At 69.9% G+C, this 18030-nt stretch carries 17 protein-coding genes and 1 pseudogene; 11 read left to right on the top strand and 7 right to left on the bottom strand.

Annotated features, from left to right (window positions below; all coding sequences use genetic code 11):
* Positions 1-7: 7 nt before the first annotated feature.
* Positions 8-1054 (top strand): L-glyceraldehyde 3-phosphate reductase, encoded by a 1047-nt coding sequence (gene mgrA / locus I6N91_RS05980; protein ID WP_198811549.1) that lies wholly within the window; start codon positions 8-10, stop codon positions 1052-1054.
* An 86-nt stretch (positions 1055-1140) separates the two neighbouring features.
* Here mgrA and I6N91_RS05985 read toward each other — a convergent pair whose 3' ends face one another.
* Positions 1141-2499 carry a 6-phospho-beta-glucosidase gene (locus tag I6N91_RS05985; RefSeq protein WP_198811551.1) on the bottom strand — a complete coding sequence of 453 codons (1359 nt, stop codon included), beginning with the start codon at positions 2497-2499 and terminating at the stop codon, positions 1141-1143.
* Between the two features lie 136 nt (positions 2500-2635).
* Between I6N91_RS05985 and I6N91_RS05990 the strand changes: the two genes are divergently transcribed.
* Genes I6N91_RS05990 through tsaD form a run of 6 tightly spaced genes read left to right on the top strand, consistent with a single transcriptional unit; the run spans position 2636 to position 7783 of the window.
* On the top strand, positions 2636-3721 hold the full coding sequence (locus I6N91_RS05990) for a carbohydrate kinase family protein (protein WP_198811553.1): 1086 nt from the start codon (positions 2636-2638) through the stop codon (positions 3719-3721).
* Positions 3714-4919, top strand: a complete 1206-nt coding sequence (gene alr, locus I6N91_RS05995; protein ID WP_198811555.1) for an alanine racemase — start codon at positions 3714-3716, stop codon at positions 4917-4919. The genes I6N91_RS05990 and alr overlap by 8 nt, the downstream gene beginning before the upstream one ends.
* Positions 4912-5457, top strand: coding sequence for a tRNA (adenosine(37)-N6)-threonylcarbamoyltransferase complex ATPase subunit type 1 TsaE (tsaE, locus tag I6N91_RS06000; RefSeq protein WP_307843254.1), 546 nt, complete (start codon positions 4912-4914; stop codon positions 5455-5457). The genes alr and tsaE overlap by 8 nt, the downstream gene beginning before the upstream one ends.
* A gap of 9 nt (positions 5458-5466) precedes the next feature.
* Positions 5467-6138, top strand: coding sequence for a tRNA (adenosine(37)-N6)-threonylcarbamoyltransferase complex dimerization subunit type 1 TsaB (gene tsaB, locus I6N91_RS06005; protein ID WP_198811566.1), 672 nt, complete (start codon positions 5467-5469; stop codon positions 6136-6138).
* The gene (gene rimI / locus I6N91_RS06010; protein ID WP_198811568.1) at positions 6135-6710 is read left to right on the top strand and encodes a ribosomal protein S18-alanine N-acetyltransferase; all 576 of its coding nucleotides are present in this window, start codon (positions 6135-6137) and stop codon (positions 6708-6710) included. The genes tsaB and rimI overlap by 4 nt, the downstream gene beginning before the upstream one ends.
* Positions 6707-7783: a tRNA (adenosine(37)-N6)-threonylcarbamoyltransferase complex transferase subunit TsaD gene (gene tsaD / locus I6N91_RS06015; RefSeq protein WP_198811570.1), complete on the top strand. Its 1077-nt coding sequence runs from the start codon at positions 6707-6709 to the stop codon at positions 7781-7783. The genes rimI and tsaD overlap by 4 nt, the downstream gene beginning before the upstream one ends.
* Before the next feature lie 23 nt (positions 7784-7806).
* Here tsaD and ptsP read toward each other — a convergent pair whose 3' ends face one another.
* Positions 7807-9492, bottom strand: a complete 1686-nt coding sequence (gene ptsP, locus I6N91_RS06020) for a phosphoenolpyruvate--protein phosphotransferase (RefSeq protein ID WP_198811572.1) — start codon at positions 9490-9492, stop codon at positions 7807-7809.
* A 124-nt stretch (positions 9493-9616) separates the two neighbouring features.
* On the opposite strand from ptsP, the gene I6N91_RS06025 reads away from it, so the two are divergent.
* From I6N91_RS06025 to I6N91_RS06035, 3 genes are read left to right on the top strand one after another with little or no spacing between them, the layout of a single operon-like run.
* Positions 9617-10342: a TetR/AcrR family transcriptional regulator gene (locus tag I6N91_RS06025; protein ID WP_198811574.1), complete on the top strand. Its 726-nt coding sequence runs from the start codon at positions 9617-9619 to the stop codon at positions 10340-10342.
* A gap of 58 nt (positions 10343-10400) precedes the next feature.
* The gene (locus I6N91_RS06030; protein ID WP_198811576.1) at positions 10401-12374 is read left to right on the top strand and encodes a PTS mannitol transporter subunit IICBA; all 1974 of its coding nucleotides are present in this window, start codon (positions 10401-10403) and stop codon (positions 12372-12374) included.
* Complete coding sequence (locus tag I6N91_RS06035; protein WP_198811578.1) at positions 12374-13519, top strand: mannitol-1-phosphate 5-dehydrogenase; 1146 nt, start codon at positions 12374-12376, stop codon at positions 13517-13519. Before I6N91_RS06030 ends, I6N91_RS06035 begins: the two co-directional genes overlap by 1 nt.
* An 81-nt stretch (positions 13520-13600) precedes the next feature.
* On the opposite strand, the gene I6N91_RS06040 is transcribed toward I6N91_RS06035, so the two are convergent.
* Positions 13601-14278, bottom strand: coding sequence for a TetR/AcrR family transcriptional regulator (locus I6N91_RS06040; protein ID WP_198811580.1), 678 nt, complete (start codon positions 14276-14278; stop codon positions 13601-13603).
* A 281-nt stretch (positions 14279-14559) separates the two neighbouring features.
* Between I6N91_RS06040 and I6N91_RS06045 the strand changes: the two are divergent.
* A pseudogene (locus tag I6N91_RS06045) lies at positions 14560-14868 on the top strand (DUF4386 family protein); the annotation flags it as partial.
* 160 nt (positions 14869-15028) lie between these two features.
* On the opposite strand, the gene I6N91_RS06050 reads toward I6N91_RS06045, so the two are convergent.
* From I6N91_RS06050 to I6N91_RS06065, 4 genes are all read right to left on the bottom strand, one after another.
* Entirely contained in the window at positions 15029-15808 is a 780-nt protein-coding gene (locus I6N91_RS06050; RefSeq protein ID WP_198811582.1) for an alpha/beta fold hydrolase, read from the bottom strand.
* Positions 15805-16326 carry a GNAT family N-acetyltransferase gene (locus I6N91_RS06055; RefSeq protein ID WP_198811584.1) on the bottom strand — a complete coding sequence of 174 codons (522 nt, stop codon included), beginning with the start codon at positions 16324-16326 and terminating at the stop codon, positions 15805-15807. The genes I6N91_RS06050 and I6N91_RS06055 overlap by 4 nt, the downstream gene beginning before the upstream one ends.
* 82 nt (positions 16327-16408) lie before the next feature.
* Complete coding sequence (locus I6N91_RS06060) at positions 16409-16648, bottom strand: hypothetical protein (protein ID WP_198811586.1); 240 nt, start codon at positions 16646-16648, stop codon at positions 16409-16411.
* A 114-nt stretch (positions 16649-16762) separates the two neighbouring features.
* A complete protein-coding gene (locus I6N91_RS06065; RefSeq protein WP_198811587.1) occupies positions 16763-17902 on the bottom strand; it encodes a glutamate--cysteine ligase in 1140 nt (379 codons plus the stop codon).
* Positions 17903-18030: the final 128 nt, after the last annotated feature.

Raw genomic sequence — 18030 nt, forward strand, 5'->3', positions numbered from 1 at the left:
TGGTTTCATGACCTATTCCCCCGCAGAAGACCGTTACGACTCCATGCCCTACCGCCGCGTCGGCCGCAGCGGGCTGCACCTGCCGGCCGTGTCCCTCGGGCTGTGGCACAACTTCGGGGACGACAAGCCCTTCGACACGCAGCGTGCCATCCTGCGGCGCGCCTTCGACCTTGGCATCACCCACTTCGACCTGGCGAACAACTACGGGCCCCCCTACGGCAGCGCCGAGACCAACTTCGGGCGCCACTTCGCCGACGACTTTCGGCCGTTCCGGGACGAGCTCATCATCTCCAGCAAGGCCGGCTACGACATGTGGCCCGGGCCCTACGGCAACTTCGGCTCCCGCAAGTACCTGCTGGCCAGCCTCGACCAGTCCCTGAACCGCATGGGCCTCGACTACGTCGACATCTTCTACAGCCACCGCCCCGACCCGGAAACCCCGCTCGAGGAGACCATGGGCGCCCTGGACACCGCCGTGCGCTCCGGCCGTGCGCTCTACGCGGGCATCTCCTCCTACTCGCCCGAGAAGACGATCGAGGCCGCCGCGATCCTGCGCGACCTCGGCACGCCGCTGCTGATCCACCAGCCCTCCTACTCGATGCTCAACCGCTGGGTCGAGAACGGCAGCCCGAACCTCCCGGAGGCCCTCGAGACGGTGGGCGCCGGTTCCATCGCGTTCTCGCCGCTGGCCCAGGGCCTGCTGACCGACCGCTACCTCAACGGGGTTCCCTCGGATTCGCGGGCCGCCGCGGACAAGTCGCTCTCCGGTGAACACCTCTCCGAGGACAACCTGCGCCGGGTCCGGGGACTCAACGAGATCGCGGCAAACCGCGGGCAGAGCCTGGCCCAGATGGCGATCGCGTGGATCCTGCGGCCGCAGGCAAAGGGCACCCCGATCACCTCTGCCCTGGTCGGCGCCTCAAGCGTCGCCCAGCTCGAGAGCAGCGTCGGCGCGGTTGCCAACCTCGAGTTCACGAACGAGGAACTGCGCGCGATCGACGAGTTCGCCGTCGAGTCCGAGATCAACCTGTGGGCCGAGGCCCTGCAGGACTGACACCGTTCCGCCGGGCCGGAGCCCGCGTGCCGCTCCGGCGGGACGCGGGCTCCGCCGTTTCCGGCCGGGGACGGTAGCCGGGCCGGTCAGCTCCGCCAGCCGGCCGGCAGGGCGGGAAACACCTGCTCGTAGCCGGCGAGCACCGCAGCCGCGGCGTGCGCCGAGTCGACCAGCGGGTGCAGGCTGAACGCGCGCAGCGCGGCGTCGCGGTCCCCGTGCACGGCGGCCCGCACCGTCTCCTGCTCGACCGCCTTAACGGCGCTCATCAGGCCCAGCTGGTGCCCGGTCGGCGGGCCGGCCGCGGGGAGCGGCTCGGCCCCGGCCGCAGACACCCGGGCCGGCACTTCGACGACGGCGTCCGCGGGCAGGCCCTGCACCGTGCCGCCGTTGCGGACGTTGAGGATCAGTTCGGCCGGATTCCCCGTCAACAGGGCATGCATCAGGTGCAGGGCGATGCGCTCGTAGCCTCCTCCGGCGAGGTCGGCCTCGTCGCGTTCCTCTCCGGCGCCCCGCGCCTCCGCGAGGTAGCCGCTTTCCCGCTCGAGCCGGGCCGCCTCCCACACCCGATAGGGGTCCCCGGACCCCCCGAGGTCCGCGTAGAGCCGTTGCTGCTGGTCGAGGAGCACCTCGCCGCGGGTCCGGTCCGCCGAGCGTACGGCCCGCAGGGCCTCCCGGTGGAAGTAGTAGTAGAAGAGGTACTCGTTGGGCAGGGCACCGAGGACCCGCAGCAGGTCCGGACCGAAGATCCGCCCTTCCTCGAAGGAGGAAAGGCGCACCGGATCGGCCAGCAGGGCGGGCAGGCGGTCCTCGCCGCCGGCGTGCAGGCCCCGCAGCCAGCCGAGGTGGTTCAGCCCGAGGTAGTCGACGCCGGCCAGCGAGCCGGGGACGGCGGGGACCCCGGCGGCGGCCGCGGCCCGGGCCACCAGCCCCGAGGCGGAGTCGCAGATGCCGATCACCCGGTGGCCCAGCACCGGCTGCAGCGCCTCGGTCACCATGCCGGCGGGATTGGTGAAGTTGACCAGCCACGCCTGCGGGCACTTCCCGGCCATCCTCCGCGCCAGGTCCAACATGGCCGGAATGGACCGCAGCCCGTAGGAGATCCCACCCGCCCCGACGGTCTCCTGGCCCAGCAGCCCTTCGGCCAGCGCGACCCGCTCATCGAGGACCCGCCCGGCCGTGCCGCCGCTTCGGATCGCGGCAAAGACAATGTCGGCCCCCCGCAGGGCCGTGTCGAGGTCGGGCTCGACGGTGACGGCGGGGGACCGGGTGGGGCCTTCGGCCCCGGAGGGCATGGCCGCCAGGACCCTGACCACCGCGCGGGCCCGTCCGGGTTCGGCGTCGACGAGGGTGAGGGAGTCGATAAGGCCCGCGAACCGGCCGGAGCCCAGCGCGCGGTAGACCAGGGGAACGCGGAAGCCCCCGCCGCCGACAATCACAAGCTTCATGGTCCTCCTCAACATCCCGTCGGTCCCAGACGGGACGGCGCCACTACGCAGATTCAAGCACACCGCGCTCGGCTCTGGCCCGCCGTTCACCGACATCGGCTCCTATCGGTCGGGGGCAGCGAGTATTGTGCCCTACATGGCTAAGCAGCACCGCTTCGACCCCCTCGCCGGGCGGCGGTCACCGGATGACCCCGAATTCGACCTCCTGCTGGCCGGCCAGGTCTTCTTCGACATCACCTTCACCGGGCTGGATCAGCTCCCGCGCCCCGGCACCGAGGTGTGGACCGACGGGATGGGCTCCAGCCCCGGCGGGATCGCCAACCAGGCCATCGCCGCGGCCCGCCTCGGCCTCCACACCACCCTCGCCGCCGCATTCTCCGACGACGGCTACGGACAGTTCAACTGGGACATCCTCAAGGACCAGGAGCACGTCGACCTCTCACGCTCCCAGGTCTTCAAGAACTGGCACTCCCCGGTGACCGTCTCCCTCTCGGTGGAGCGGGACCGCTCGCTGGTGACCCACGGGCACGCCCCGCCGCTGAGCGCCTCCGAACTCATCGGTGTCCCACCGAGCTGCCGGGCAGCCATCGTCAGCGTCGGCGGGGAGCTTGAGCCGTGGGCGGCTGCCGCGACGGCCAACGGCACCCGGCTCTACGGGGATGTGGGCTGGGATCCCCGCGGAGAATGGGCCCCGCAGGTCCTCGCCACGCTCGGCCACTTCTACGCGTTCATGCCCAACGACGTCGAAGCGATGGCGTACACGCGCACCGAGGACCCCTGGGCGGCCCTCTACGCGCTCGCCGACCATGTTCCGGTGGCCGTCGTCACCGTGGGGCAGCAGGGCGCCATGGCCATCGACTCCCTCACCGGCGAGGAGGAGTGGGTGCCCGCACTGCCGGTCACCGCCTACGATCCGACCGGCGCCGGTGACTGTTTCGGTGCGGCGTTCGTCATGGCCGACCTCGCCGGATTCTCCCTGGCGGACCGGCTGAGCTTCGCCAACCTGTGCGCGTCCCTGTCGGTGCAGGAGGTCGGCGGCTCCCTCGCGGCCCCCGGCTGGGGCGACATTGCCGACTGGTGGCACCGGACCAGTTCAAGCCGCGACGGCGTCCGCCGCCAGTGGGTGCGCCGCTACGGGTTCCTGGAGCACCTCGTCTCCGATGTGCCCGTGGAGGCGGTGCGCCGCGCGTCGGCGACCATCGCCCGGCATTCCGATGCCTGAGGGGGACCCTACCGGCGACGGTGGCAGAATAGGGCAAGTGAGTTTTTCTTCCGCCCCCACCGAACGCACCGTTGAAGTTGACCTTGAGGCTATCCGGCACAACCTCCGTCACCTGCTCGAGGTGGCCAGTCCGGCACGGGTCATGGCGGTCGTCAAAGCGGACGGATACGGCCACGGCGCGGTCGCCGTCGCGAAGGCGGCGCTTGAGGCAGGAGCCTCCTGGCTGGGCACGGCACACATCTCGGAGGCGCTGGACCTGAGGCGCGCAGGCCTTGACGCCCCGGTGCTGGCCTGGCTCCACACCCCGGAGAGTGATTTCGAGGGAGGCGTCGAGCAAGGCATCGACATCGGGATTTCCGGCTGGGAACTCGACCACGTGGTGGCGGCGGCCCGCCGGCTCGAGCGGCCCGCACGCGTGCACCTGAAGATCGACACCGGGCTGGGCCGCAACGGCTGCCCCCCGGAGTTGTGGGAAGACCTGCTGGACCGGGCGCTCGAACACCAGGAGGAGGGCCTGCTGCGGGTGGTGGGGGTGTTCTCCCACCTCGCCGTCGCCGACGAACCGCACCGCCCCGAGACCGACGAGCAGCTGCGCCGCTTCCGGGACGCCGTGGCCGTCGCCGAGGACGCCGGCGCGGACCTCGAGGTGCGCCACCTGGCCAACACGCCGGGCACCCTCTCCCGCCCCGACTGCCACTTCGACATGGTGCGGGTGGGCCTGGGCATGTACGGGCTCTCACCCTTCTCCGACCAGAGCGCGGAGGACCTTGGCCTGCGCCCGGCCATGACCTTCGCCACCGTCGTCGCGGGCTGCAAGGAGGTCCCCGCCGGTCAGGGGGTCTCCTACGGGCTGTCCTACCGCACGGAGCGGCCCACCACGCTCGGCCTGATCCCCACCGGCTACGGCGACGGCGTTCCGCGCATCGCCACCGGGGGACCGGTGCGCATCGACGGGCGCACCTATCCCGCCGTCGGCCGGATTGCGATGGACCAACTGGTCGTCGACTTCGGCACGCAGGGCCTGGTCGGTACCGAACGCAGCCCGCTGGGCCGCCGTGCGGTCCTCTTCGGGGGCGCCGGCGACCCGCCCGTCGAGGAATGGGCTGCCGCCTCCGGGACGATCAACTACGAAATCGTCACCCGCATCAGCGGCCGCGTTCCGCGGACCTACCTCAATGAGGATCCGGCCGGTGACTGAGCCGGCTCACCACTGGCTGCGCAGCCGGTTCGTCCATTCCGCCGCCGAGCTCCAGGCCGTGGCCAAGGATCTGGGGCCGGCGCTGCAGGGAGGGGACCTGCTGATCCTCACCGGCGGGCTCGGTGCGGGAAAGACGACGTTCACCCAGGGCCTGGGCCGGGGCCTCGGGGTGCGCGGCACCGTGATTTCCCCCACCTTCATCCTGGTCCGCAATCACCCCTCCCTCACCGGCGGCCCGGGCCTGGTGCACGTCGACGCGTACCGGCTGGAAGGGACGGAGGAAGTCGACGACCTCGACCTTGAGGCCTCCCTCGACTCCAGCGTGACGGTCATCGAATGGGGGGCAGGGCGCGCCGAACACCTCTCCGACAGCCGGCTTGAGATCACCATCACCCGGCCCATCGGCGCCGGAGCCGCGGCGGGGGGCGCGGGGATCACCACCGACTTCAGCGACGACGTGGACGAAGAGCGGGAAGTGCGTGTCGCCGGCTTCGGCCCCCGCTGGTCGGCAGGGCCGCCTCCCGGGCTGCTCGACTAGGCTGTTACGGTGCTTCTTCTTGCCCTGGACACCTCAGCCGCCGCCAGCGCCGCGCTCCTTGACGGGGACACCGTCATCGGCCGGTTCGCGAGCGCCGACACGCGCTCCCACTCGGAGGTCCTCGCGCCCGCGGTCCAGAACCTGCTCCGCGATGCCCACGTGGCCGGCACGGATCTCGGAGCCATCGCCGCCGGAGTCGGTCCCGGACCGTTCACCGGCCTGCGGGCCGGCCTGGCCACCGCACGCACCCTCGCGTTCGTCTGGGGCGTGCCACTGCACGGGGTCATGAGCCTCGATGCCCTCGCCTTTGAGGCCGCTGGGGATCCTGCGGCCGAGGGCGAGTTCCTCGTCGCCACCGACGCCCGCCGGCACGAGGTGTACTGGGCCCGCTTCCGGGGCCCGGAGGCCCCGCACGGGCTTCCGGTCCTGGTCGACGGCCCGCACGTGGGCCCGGCGGCCCAGCTGCCGGAGCTTCCGGTCTTCGGCGCAGGGGCCGGGCTGTACCGGGAGGAGCTGAACGCCGTCGACGCCTTCTCCTCGGCACTGCCGCACGCTGCGGCGCTGGGCCGGACCGCCTCGGCACGGCTCGCCGCCGGCATGGCGCTGCTGGACACCACCCCGCTGTACCTGAGGGAATCCGACGCGAAGGTTCCCGGGGCCCGGAAGAAGGTCGGGTCATGAGCTTCAGCCTGCGGGACCTCGACTACGAGGACATCAAGACCGTCGGCGCTCTGGAGCAGGAGCTCTTCCCCGTCGACGCCTGGCCCCTGCAGATGTTCTACGAGGAGTTCTTCCGCCCCGACACCCGCCGCTACATCGTGGCCGAGGTTGACGGGGCGATCGTCGGCTATGCCGGGGTGATGATCATCGACACCACGGCCGACATCCAGACCATCGCCGTCCTCCCGGACCACGAGGGCCGCGGCATCGGCACGGCTCTGCTGCACGAGCTGCTGGCCGAGGGCGCCCGGCGCGGCGCCCGGGAGGTCCTACTGGAGGTCCGCGCGGACAACCCCCGCGCCCAGCTGCTCTATACCCGCACCGGGTTCACGAAAATCTCGACCCGCCGCCGGTATTACCGCGACGGCGTCGACGCCTGGGTGATGCGACTGGAACTGCCGCCCGAAGGCGCCCCCGCGGACGCCGGCCCGGAATCCGGCCCGAAGGGCGGCGACGGCACCGAAAAGACCGACAAGAACGTCGTCGAACACACCGCCGAGAACAGCAGCGGCACCGAAGGAGACCGGCCATGAACCGCAGCGCACCGCTGGTGCTCGGCATCGAATCCTCCTGCGACGAGACCGGCGTCGGCGTCGTCGCGGGCACCCGGCTGCTCGCCAATGTCGTCTCCTCCTCCATGGACGAACACGTGCGCTTCGGCGGGGTGATCCCCGAGATCGCCTCCCGCGCCCACCTCGACGCGTTCGTGCCCACCCTGCAGCAGGCCCTCACCGAGGCGGGGGTGGGCCTCGAGGACATCGACGCGATCGCCGTCACCACCGGGCCCGGACTGTCCGGGGCGCTCATGGTGGGGGTAGCCGCGGCCAAGGCGCTGGCCGTGGCCACCGGGAAGCCCCTCTACGCGGTGAACCACCTGGTGGCCCACGTGGGCGTCGGCATGCTCGGAGGCACGTTCGCCGACGGGATCCCCGCGGACCTGGGCGCGCTGCTCGTATCCGGCGGCCACACCGAAATCCTCAAGGTGGGAAGCATCGCCTCGGACGTGACGCTGCTGGGCTCGACCATCGACGACGCCGCCGGGGAGGCGTACGACAAGACGGCGCGCATCCTCGGCCTCGGCTACCCCGGCGGTCCGGCCATCGACCGCATCGCCGCGCAGGGCGACCCGCGGGCCTTCCGGTTCCCCCGCGGCCTGACCCAGCCCAAGTACATGGGAACCGCCGAGAAGCCCGGACCGCACCGCTACGACTGGTCCTTCAGCGGACTGAAGACGGCGGTGGCGCGCAGCGTCGAACAGTTCGAGGCCAACGGGGAGCCGGTCCCAGTGGCCGACATCGCCGCGTCCTTCCAGGAGGCGGTCGTCGACGTCATCACCGCCAAGGCCGCCCTGGCGTGCACGGAGAACGGCATCACCAGCCTGCTGCTGGGCGGGGGAGTGGCAGCGAACTCGCGCCTGCGCACCCTGACCGCCGAGCGGTGCGCCGCGGCGGGCATCGAGCTCACCGTGCCGCCGCCGTCGCTGTGTACCGACAACGGGGCGATGGTCGCCTCGCTGGGCGCGCAGATCGTCCTCAATGGCGGAACGCCCAGCGGCCTCTCCTTCGCCACGGACTCGGCGCTGCCGGTCTCGAGCATCCTCCTCTAGGACCCCGGCGGGCGCCGGGAGGCTCAGAGGCCGAGGGACTCAAGGACGGGCAGCTCCGCGCGGACGCGTGCGCGGGCCTCCACCGCGCTGGGCGCCTTCACCGCGATCTCGGCAAGCTTGCGCGCCTCGTCGAGGCTGACGCTGTTCAGCACCGCCCCGACGCCGGCCAGCGCCCGGGGGGTCATTGACAGCGTGGAGACGCCCAGGCCGACGAGCACGACGGCGAGCGCGGGGTCGGCGGCGGCCTCCCCGCACACCCCCACGGGCTTGGCATTGCCCTCGGCGACCGAGCCCTCCACCGTGAGCCCGATCAGGCGCAGGACGGCCGGCTGCCAGGCGTTGTTCAGCGCCGCGAGGGAGCCGAGCTGCCGGTCGGCGGCCATGGCGTACTGGGTGAGGTCGTTGGTGCCGATGCTGGCGAACCCCACTTCGGTGAGGATCGATTCGCTCATCAGCGCGGCCGAGGGCACCTCGACCATCACCCCGGGCTTCTTCAGGCCCGCCTCGGTGGTCATTGCCGCGAAGTCGGCGGCCTCCTCGGCGGTGGAGATCATCGGCGCCATCACCCAGACCTCGGCGGAGGACTGGGCTTCGGCGTCGGCGATGGCCTTCAGCTGCCGTGCCAGCACGCCGGGGCTGGTGAGGTCCGTACGGTAGCCGCGGACGCCGAGGGCGGGGTTCGGCTCGGTGGTGTCGGTGAGGAAGGGAAGGGGCTTGTCCGCGCCGGCGTCGAGGGTCCGGACCACGACCTTCTTGCCGGGGAACGCGTCGAACACCCCCTTGTAGGCCTCGACCTGCTCGTCGTGCGTCGGTTCGCTGTCCCGGCCCAGGAAACAGAATTCGGTACGAAGGAGGCCCACGCCCTGCGCCCGGGCCTCCGCCGCTCCGCGGGCGTCCTTGGCCCCTCCGACATTGGCCAGCAGCGGCACCTCGTGGCCGTCCGAGGTCCTGCCGGTGCCGTCGAATTCGGTGAGGGCCGCCGCGGCGGCGGCATAGGCCTCGGCCGCGGCTTCCTCCTCGGCGCCGGGGTCCACGCTGATGGTTCCGGCGGCGCCGTCGACGTAGACGCGTGCACCGGATTCGAGCTCGTCGACGCCCACCGCGGCGACCACGGCCGGCAGGCCCAGGGAGCGGGCGATGATGGCGGTGTGGGACTGCGGTCCGCCGCCGGAGGTGACCAGGGCCAGGACCTTCTCGGGGTCGAGGGTGGCGGTGTCGGCGGGTGCGAGGTCCTCGGCGATCAGGATGAACGGGGCCTCCGAGGAGGGGATGCCCGGCGCGGACAGCCCGCGCAGTTCGGCCACGATCCGGGCCCGGACATCGAGGACGTCGGTGGCGCGTTCGGCCATGTACCCGCCGAGGTTGTGGAGCATTTCGGCGACCGAGGCGCCGGCGTCCCAGGCCGCGCGCTCGGCGGAGCTGCCGGCATTGATGAGTTTGACGGCGTTCTTGACAAGCATGGGGTCGGTGGCCATCATGGCGGTCGCCTCGAGCACGGCACGCGCGTCGCCGCTGGCCGTCTCCGAGCGCTGCTTCAACTCGGACTGGACGGCCTTCGTCGCCGACCGCAGGGCCGCTGCGGCATCCTCGGGGGTTACGCCCTCCCGGAGCCGCTCGCCGTTGGGGGGCTCGCTCACGGGCTTCGGCATCTGGCGGATGGTTCCGATGACCCGCCCCGGGCTGACGCCTACTCCTGAGAAATTCCGCATTGAACGTCCTCGTTTCCTTGCCGTGTGCGCAGAGACTTCCACCGTACCCGCCCGGGCCGGGGTGCGGCATCGAAGTGTGTGACCCACTTCATATATCAGCGCTATAGGTGTTACGGTAGCAGGCATGGATACCGCTGGCGAGCCCGCGCCGAAGATCAGGCTGCTCAGGGCAGCCGCATCGCTGCTGGCCGAGTCCGGCGGGTCACCCGTATCAACGCGCCAGGTGACCCGGCTTGCCCGGGTCACCGCTCCCACCCTGTACCACCACTTTGGGGACAAGGAGGGCCTTTTTGACGCCGTCGTGGCCGAGGGTTTCACTGAATACCTCGAGGGGGAGCGCAATCTCCCCAGCTCGGGGCAGCCGGTGGAGGACCTGCGCCGTCATTGGGACAACCATGTGCAGTTCGGTCTCGACCATCCCCACCTGTACCTGGTCATGTTCGGCAATATCCGTCCGGAACGCCGGCCCTCGATGGTGGCCGAGGCCGAGGCATTCCTTGGAGAAGTCCTGAAGCGGGCGGCCGCAGCGGCCCGCCTGGTCGTGCCGCCTGCCGAGGCGGCCCGAAGCCTGCTCGCGGCGAACATCGGCGTGACCCTCATGCTGATCGCCGAGCCCGCCTCCAACCGCAGCCTCGAACTGTCAGTGATGACACGCGAGGCTGTCATCTCCGCCATCGCGACCGATTCCGACTCGGACCCGGTCATCGACACCGAGGGCACCCCTTCGGTGGTGGTCGCGGCCATTGCGCTGAATGCCGCGCTGCAGGCATCGCACCCCGACCAGCTCTCCAGCTCCGAGCTGAAGCTCTTCCTCGAGTGGCTCCAACGGATTTCCACCCGGACGGGCTGACACGCAACCAATTTATCCATTCCCCGCACTGACGCAGGGACAACGGTTAGGAACGCACGTGGCAACACAAGCAGAAGCGGCGCCCCGCACCAGTGCGCGGGTCCGCGTCCAAAAATTCGGGACCTTCCTGTCCGGAATGATCATGCCCAACATCGGGGCCTTCATTGCATGGGGCATCATCACCGCGCTCTTCATCGAGAAGGGATTCACCCCGGTGGGCGTCCTTGGCGGTTTCGGTGAGAACGCGGCAGGAGAGCCGAACGTCGGGCTCGTCGGTCCGATGATCACCTACCTGCTCCCGCTGCTCATCGGCTACACCGGCGGGCGCATGGTCCACGGGCTCCGCGGCGGCGTCGTGGGAGCGGCGGCCACGATGGGCGTGATTGTCGGAACCGACATCCCCATGTTCATCGGCGCGATGATCATGGGCCCCCTCACCGCCCTCATCATGAAGAAGCTCGACGGACTCTGGGCCGGAAAGATCAAGCCCGGCTTCGAGATGCTCGTCGACAACTTCTCCGCCGGTATCGTCGCCGCCGCCATGGCGATCTTCGGCCTGCTCGCCGTCGGACCCCTGGTGACCGCCTTCAGCAACGCGGCCGGCGCCGTCGTCGACTTCCTCGTCACCAACGGACTGCTGCCCTTCACGAGCATCCTGATCGAACCGGCCAAGGTGCTGTTCCTCAACAACGCCATCAACCACGGCATCCTCACGCCGCTGGCCACCGAGCAGTCCCTTGAGAACGGCAAGTCGATCCTGTTCCTCCTCGAGGCCAACCCCGGCCCCGGCTTCGGAATTCTCCTCGCGTACATGCTGTTTGGCCGGGGCATCGCCAAGGCGTCCGCTCCCGGCGCAGCGCTCATCCACTTCGTCGGCGGCATCCACGAAATCTACTTCCCCTACGTGCTGATGAAGCCCATCATGATCCTCGCCGCGATCGGCGGCGGCATGGCCGGCATCCTCACCCTCGTGATCACCGGAGCCGGGCTGCGCTCGCCGGCCGCCCCGGGCAGCATCATCGCCGTCTACGCCGCGACGGCCTCCGACAGCTACATCGGGGTCACCCTCTCGGTGCTGCTCGCCACCGCAGTGTCCTTCCTGATCGGTTCGGTGATCCTCAAGACCACCCGGAACCCGGCCGACGACGACGGCAGCCTCAGCAACGCCACCGCCCGCATGGAAGGCCTCAAAGGCCGCAAGAGCTCGGTCTCCGGTCTGATCGGTGCCAAGGGAGAGGCGCCCGCCGGCCCGATCCGCAATGTTGTCTTCGCCTGCGACGCCGGCATGGGCTCAAGCGCCATGGGAGCCTCAGTGCTGCGGAACAAGTTCAAGGCAGCCGGCCTGACGGATGTCACGGTCACGAACTCCTCGATTGCGAACCTCACCGACTCCTACGACCTGGTGGTCACTCACCAGGACCTGACGGAGCGGGCCCGGCCGCTGACCGCCGCAGCAACGCACGTCTCCGTGGACAACTTCATGAACAGCCCGCGGTACGACGAGATCGTCGACCTGGCCCGCAGCCAGCGCGAAGGGGACGGCACACCGGCACCCGACAGCGGGGCGCCCGACATCTCGGAGCAGGCCCAGCCCGCCGGCGGGGAAGTGCTCGCTGAGAGGAGCGTCGTCCTGCAGGGAAGCGCGACCAACCAGGCCGATGCCATCAACGAGGCCGGCCAACTCCTGGTCGACCGCGGCGCCGTCGACCCGAGCTACATCGCGGCCATGCATGAACGCGAGCAGTCGGTGCCGACCTACATGGGCAACTTCCTCGCCATTCCGCACGGCACAAACGCCGCCAAGGAATACATCAAGCGCTCGGCCGTCTCGATCGTGCGCTACCCCGAGGGCATCGACTGGAACGGCAAGCAGGTGAAGTTCGTCGTCGGCGTGGCCGGGGTAAACAACGAGCACCTCTCGATCCTTTCGGCCATCGCCCGCGTCTTCTCGGACAAGGAGCAGGTGGCGCGCCTCGACCGGGCCGAAACCGTCGACGAGGTTCTCGGGCTCTTCGGGAAGGTGAATGCCTAGTGAAGGCCGTGCACTTCGGGGCGGGGAACATCGGCCGCGGCTTCGTGGGGTTGCTGCTCCACGAAGCCGGCTACGAGGTGGTGTTCGCCGATGTGGCCGAGGCGCTGATCGACCAGCTCGCCGCCACGCCCTCCTATACGGTCCACGAGGTCGGAGAGGAGCCCACCGACAAGACCGTGGACAACTACCGGGCCCTGAACTCGCGCGCCGAGGAAGGTGCGGTGATCGAGGAAATCACCACCGCCGACATGGTCACCACCGCCGTCGGACCGGGGGTGCTGAAGTTCCTGGCTCCAGTGATCGCGTCGGCCATCGCGCAGCGGTCACCGGAGGCACAGCCGCTGCAGGTGATGGCGTGCGAGAACGCGATCAACGCCACCGACCTGCTCCGACTGGCCGTGGTGGACGCGTACTCGGGGGACCGGAGCGGGCTGGACACACGGGCGGTCTTCGCGAATACCGCGGTTGACCGGATCGTGCCGAACCAGGCGCCCGGGCAGGGCCTCGACGTAACGGTGGAGACCTTCTATGAGTGGGTCATCGACCGGACCCCGTTCGGGGGCAGCGAGCCGCGGATTCCCGGGGCCACCTACGTGGACGACCTCGCCCCGTACATCGAGCGCAAGCTGTTCACGGTCAACACCGGGCACGCCGCCTGCGCCTACTTCGGCTACGCGGCCGGGGCCGAAAAGATCTCCGATGCCATGGCGGATTCCGAAGTGGCGCGCCGGGTGCGGGCCGTGCTGGAGGAGACGAAGCAGCTGCTGGTCACCAAGCACGGTTTCGCCGCCGACGAGCAGGAGGCGTACGTGCAGAAGATCCTGCGCCGGTTCTCCAACCCGCACCTGCCGGACACGGTGGTGCGGGTCGGACGGGCACCGCTGCGAAAGCTGGGACGCCACGAACGCTTCGTCGGCCCCGCGGCAGAACTCGCCGAGGGCGGCACCCATCCGGCCGCCCTGCTGGCGGCGATGGAAGCAGCCCTGGCCTTCGATGATCCGGCAGATCCCGAAGTCGAGGAACTCGCCCGCATCATCGGTAGCAACCCGGCGGAGGAGGCCGTCACCCGGATCACGGGCCTGGACGCGGGGCACGTACTGTTCCCCTCGGTCCTTGACCTCGTGAAGGCCCGCGCAACGGTGTAGGCAGGGTCGGCAGGCAGACTGACGCGGAAGTGCTCCCTCTCCGGGCCGGAGGGGGAGCACTTCCGCGTTGGGGCGCAGGGATCAGCCGGAAGCGCCCCGGTGAGCGGCCTCGATTCCGTCGAGGATGAGTCCGAGCCCGAACGCGAATTCATCCCCGTAGGCGTACCCGGGCTGGAGGATATGGGTCTGCGCCATTTCGGCGAGGTGGGGGAAGGCACCGGACATCATGTGCTGCTGGGCCAGAAAGCTTTCGGTTGCCGTGTTGACGTCCCCGGCCTCGCTGAGCGGCAGGGAGGCCTCCTGGAGGGCGAAGCCGTCGACGTAGCTGTCGAGCAGCGACATTGCGTGCGCGGTGAGCGTCATTGAGAATCCGGCGCCGCGCAGGCAGGCGATCACGGCGTCGAGGTGCCTCAGCGTTGCAGCGCCCGGTGTGGAGCGCATCAGGCTGATCGCCCACGGGTGCCGGGCCCAGGCGGCGCGGGCGGAGTGCGCGCGGTCCTCCATCGCCGTCCGCCAGGGGGTATCCGTCGAGGGCAGGGCAATTTCGTCGAACACCAGATCGACCATGCCGTCGATGATGTCGTCCTTGTTCTTCACGTGGTAGTAGAGCGACATGGCCTCCACCCCCAGCGCCTGGGCGAGCCTGCGCATGCTCAGGGACTCGAGGCCGCCGGCATCGGCGAGGTCCACGGCCACGCGGACCGCCCGGTCCCGGGAGACGGGATCCCGGGGGGCCTCCGGCCCTCGTGTCGATGCCATCGCTGTCCCTCCGTGAATTCCTGCAGCCGGTTTTCGCCGCTCTTCCCAAAGCCTACCTTACGGCGTATGGTGAAGGCAGTTTCGTACCTTACACCGTTAGGTACGGCGGCGCGGCCACTAAAGAACCCCTCCTCCTAAGAGGGCACACTCTCCGGGGCCTCCCCTGCAGTACTGCCGGGGTGCCGGCCGGAGTCCTGAGGCAGGTTGGAGGCCGCGCCGTGGCCCGGTGAAGGGCAGCAGGCACCCTCGATGCCGGCTACTACGGGACGCTTGCAGCCCTCGCGGTCAACGGCAGCTTCCTCTCCTACCAGGTGGCGATGGCCGGACTGGGGCTCGGCAGCGTCTTCCTCTGCTCCCTGTTGCTGCGCAAGCGCCTGATACCGCGGTTCTTCGCGGTCTGGGGACTGGCCGGCTACGCGGTCTCCGCCGCCGGAGCGGTGCTCGAACTCCTGGGCTTCGCCGGGCTCGGCATGGTCTTCACCGTCCCGGGAGGGCTCTTCGAACTCTTCTTCGGGATCTGGCTCCTCGCCGAGAAGTCCCCGCTGACCACCCCGGCGGCGGTGCCTGCGGACAAGGTCGCGGTGCCCTAGCTCCCGGGCTCCAGCGCCAGCTCCCGGACATCGGTGCGCCGCCGCGCGCGGAGCCCGGGTGGACCTGATCACCAGCCAGCTCGAGGAAGAGGACGCCGACCCGGACCGGGATCCGCCCGCCTCCTGAGCGGCACAGGGCCCCGGGGGGTTAGAGGCGGAGTCACGGGTCGAGGAAGTCGCTGACGCGCTCGGCGAGCCGGGCCGGGTCGACGTCGTGGCCCTGGCGGTCGAGGAGATCGAATTCCGCCCCGGGAACCAGCTCCGCGATGCCGCGGGCACCCCACTGCAAGAAATCCGGAGAGGCGCCACCGGCCAGGGACAGGGTGCGGGCGGTGATGGAGGCCAGCTCGGCCGGGATACTGCTGTCGCCCATGACGGCGTCGTCGTATCCGAGGGTGGGGGCGATGGCGGTCATCCCCTCCCAGGCGGGCGAAGATTTCATGTGCTCCACCGCGTTGCCGGGCACACCGACCCGGGTCAGGAATGCAGTCACCGCGCCGTCGCGGTCCCCGGCACTTAACGCCGAGCCCAGTTCCGCCGTATAGGAGAGGGCAGCCGGCCGGGCGGGCTCGGGCATGAAGGGCACCTCATACACGATCAGGTCGGTGACCTCCCCGCCGAGGCGGGCGGCCGCGAGAGCGGCCAGCGCCCCACCTGAGGACATGCCAAGGAGGGCGGCCGGAGCGCCGACCGCGGAGATCAAGGCCGCGATGTCCTCGATCTCCCGGTCCACGGCATAGGGGAGGGTGTCGCTGCTGGCGCCGCGGCCCCGGCGGTCGTACAGCACGACGGTGCGCGTCGGCGCCAGCCCGGGCGCGAGGGCGCGCATCGGCCCCGCGCCCCTGTGGCACATGGCACCGTCGATGAGGATGACCGCCGGGCCCGTCCCCTGGGTTTCGTATCCGATGCGGGTTCCGTCGGAGGAGTGCACGTCGCTCATCGATGGGTTCCTTCCGTCTTCACTAACGGATCCGCGCCAGCCGGTGCGTCCTGGCCGGACAGCTGCTTCTTCATCTGGATGGCAGTGGTCGTATAGCCGAGCTGTTCGTAGAGCCGCTGCGCGGGCTGGTTGTGCCCGAAGACGTTGAGCCCGAGGGAGGTCGCACCGCCGCGGCGGGCCTCCTCCTCGGCCAGCAGCATGGCCTGCCGGCCCACGCCCCGGTGCCGAAACGTCTCCTCAACCTCGATGTCGTACACCCACCACGCAGCCTCTTCCGATTCCGTTGGCCCGACCCAGAGGTACCCCACGGGCGATCCATCCGCCATCAGGTGATAGACACGATGGCCGGGCGCGGGGCGTCCGGCGGGGAAGAACACCTGGAGCGAACGCTCGGCGTTGGCCCGTGCCTGCCCGGGTGTCTCCCCGGACCGCATCCGCTCGCCGATGTAGGCGCTCATGCTGGCGGCCAGCCAGCGGCCGAGCCGTTCCGCGGGCATGAGGGAAAGGGTGATCTGCATGGCTGATCCTTTCACGCAGGCTCCCCGGGCACCAGATCACGGCCGATCCTCACGGGCAGGAGTGGGGGCAGGATCGGCGGTGTCAGCTCGGCAGATAGGGCCGGTACGGGTCAAGGGTGCCGTCGACCACCGGCACGAGGAGGTCGACAGTACCTTCACTGGTTTCGGCCGTCAGGGTCGTGCGCGCCCCTGGGGCGCCCCCGGCGCTCTGCAGGATCGTCGGGTTGGTATCCAGGGGGACACTGCCCTGCCGAGGAACGACGAAGGCCGTACTCAGGAGACGTACAGCAGATGTGCAGGGCGGGTTTCTGCGGCTGGGCATGGAACAAACTTCTGTTGCGAAGTCCGCGTCGCTGAAGATGTCGAGCTCACTCCGTGCCTGTCACGGACAATCCCGCCGGGTGGTGGGCCCGCCGAAGCACCCGCCGACCGGGCGTTACAGGCGCAGCTGGTCGACCATGTCCATCACGACGGCGCGCAGGTTGCCGCCGTTTTCCTCGGCGACCCGGCGCTGGCGCTGGTACCCGGCGCCCCGGGTCAGGATCGTCTCGACGTCGGCCAGTTCGTCGCTGCAGCCCAGCTTCGCGGCGACCGGTTCCAGCCGGTTGAGCACCTCCGTGAGGTGCTCGGTGACGAGCTGTTCCTTGCCGGAGGCATCGAGGATGATGATGGCGTCGAGGCCGTACCGGGCGGCCCGCCACTTGTTCTCCTGCACATGCCACGGAGGCATCGTGGGGATGGTCCGTCCGGCGTCGAGCTGGGTGGAGAACTCGTCGACGAGGCACTGGGTCAGCGCGGCCACCGCTCCGACGTCCTGCAGGGTGGAGAGCCCGTCGCAGACGCGCATCTCGACGGTGCCGAGGTTGCCGACCGGGCGGACGTCCCAGCGGATCTCGCTCACCGAATCGATGACCCCCGTGGTGAACATGTCCGAGACGTACGCCTCGTACGCCTCCCAATCCGGGAACTGGAAGGGCAGCCCGGCGGTGGGAAGCTGCTGGAACATCAGCGCCCGCTGGGAGGCATACCCGGTGTCCTCCCCGCCCCAGAAGGGGGAGGAGGCCGAGAGCGCCTGGAAGTGGGGGAAGTAGTTGATGAGCCCGTCCAGCACCGGGAGGGCCTTGTCCCGCGAGTCGAGCCCGACATGGACGTGCACGCCGTAGATCACCATCTGGCGGCCCCACCACTGGGTGCGGTCGATCAGCTTGAAGTAGCGTTCCTTGTCCGAGACGGGCTGGGAGCGCGGAGCACTGAAGGGGTGGGACCCGGCGGAGAACAGCTCAACGCCCATCGGATCGGTGACCTCCCGCACCGCGGCCAGGGACCTGCTCAGGTCCGCCTTCGCCTCGGCCACGGTCGTGCAGACGCCGGTGACGAGTTCGACGGTGTTCAGCAGCAGCTCCTGCTTGATATGCGGGTGTTCCTCGTCGTCCTGGAGTTCGGGGTGGTTGGCGGTGACGCCCCGCAGGACCTCCTCGGCCGCCGACACCAGCTCCCCGCTGTGCCTGTCGACCAAAGCCAGCTCCCACTCAACGCCCAGGGTGGACTGGGCTGAGCGTGCAAAATCGATCTTCATGGGCTGGCTCCTGACCGGTACCGGACTTGTGCTGGTTTTTCGCCTCGGCAGCGCGTCATCGCGAATGAGAACTGAGCCAATCGTAGTGCAGGGCCCGCACCAGCGCGCGCGGCGATCCGATGGAACAA

Origin of the sequence: Arthrobacter sp. MSA 4-2 (assembly GCF_016405885.1) — a bacterium.
In the GTDB taxonomy this organism is placed as follows: domain Bacteria; phylum Actinomycetota; class Actinomycetes; order Actinomycetales; family Micrococcaceae; genus Arthrobacter_D.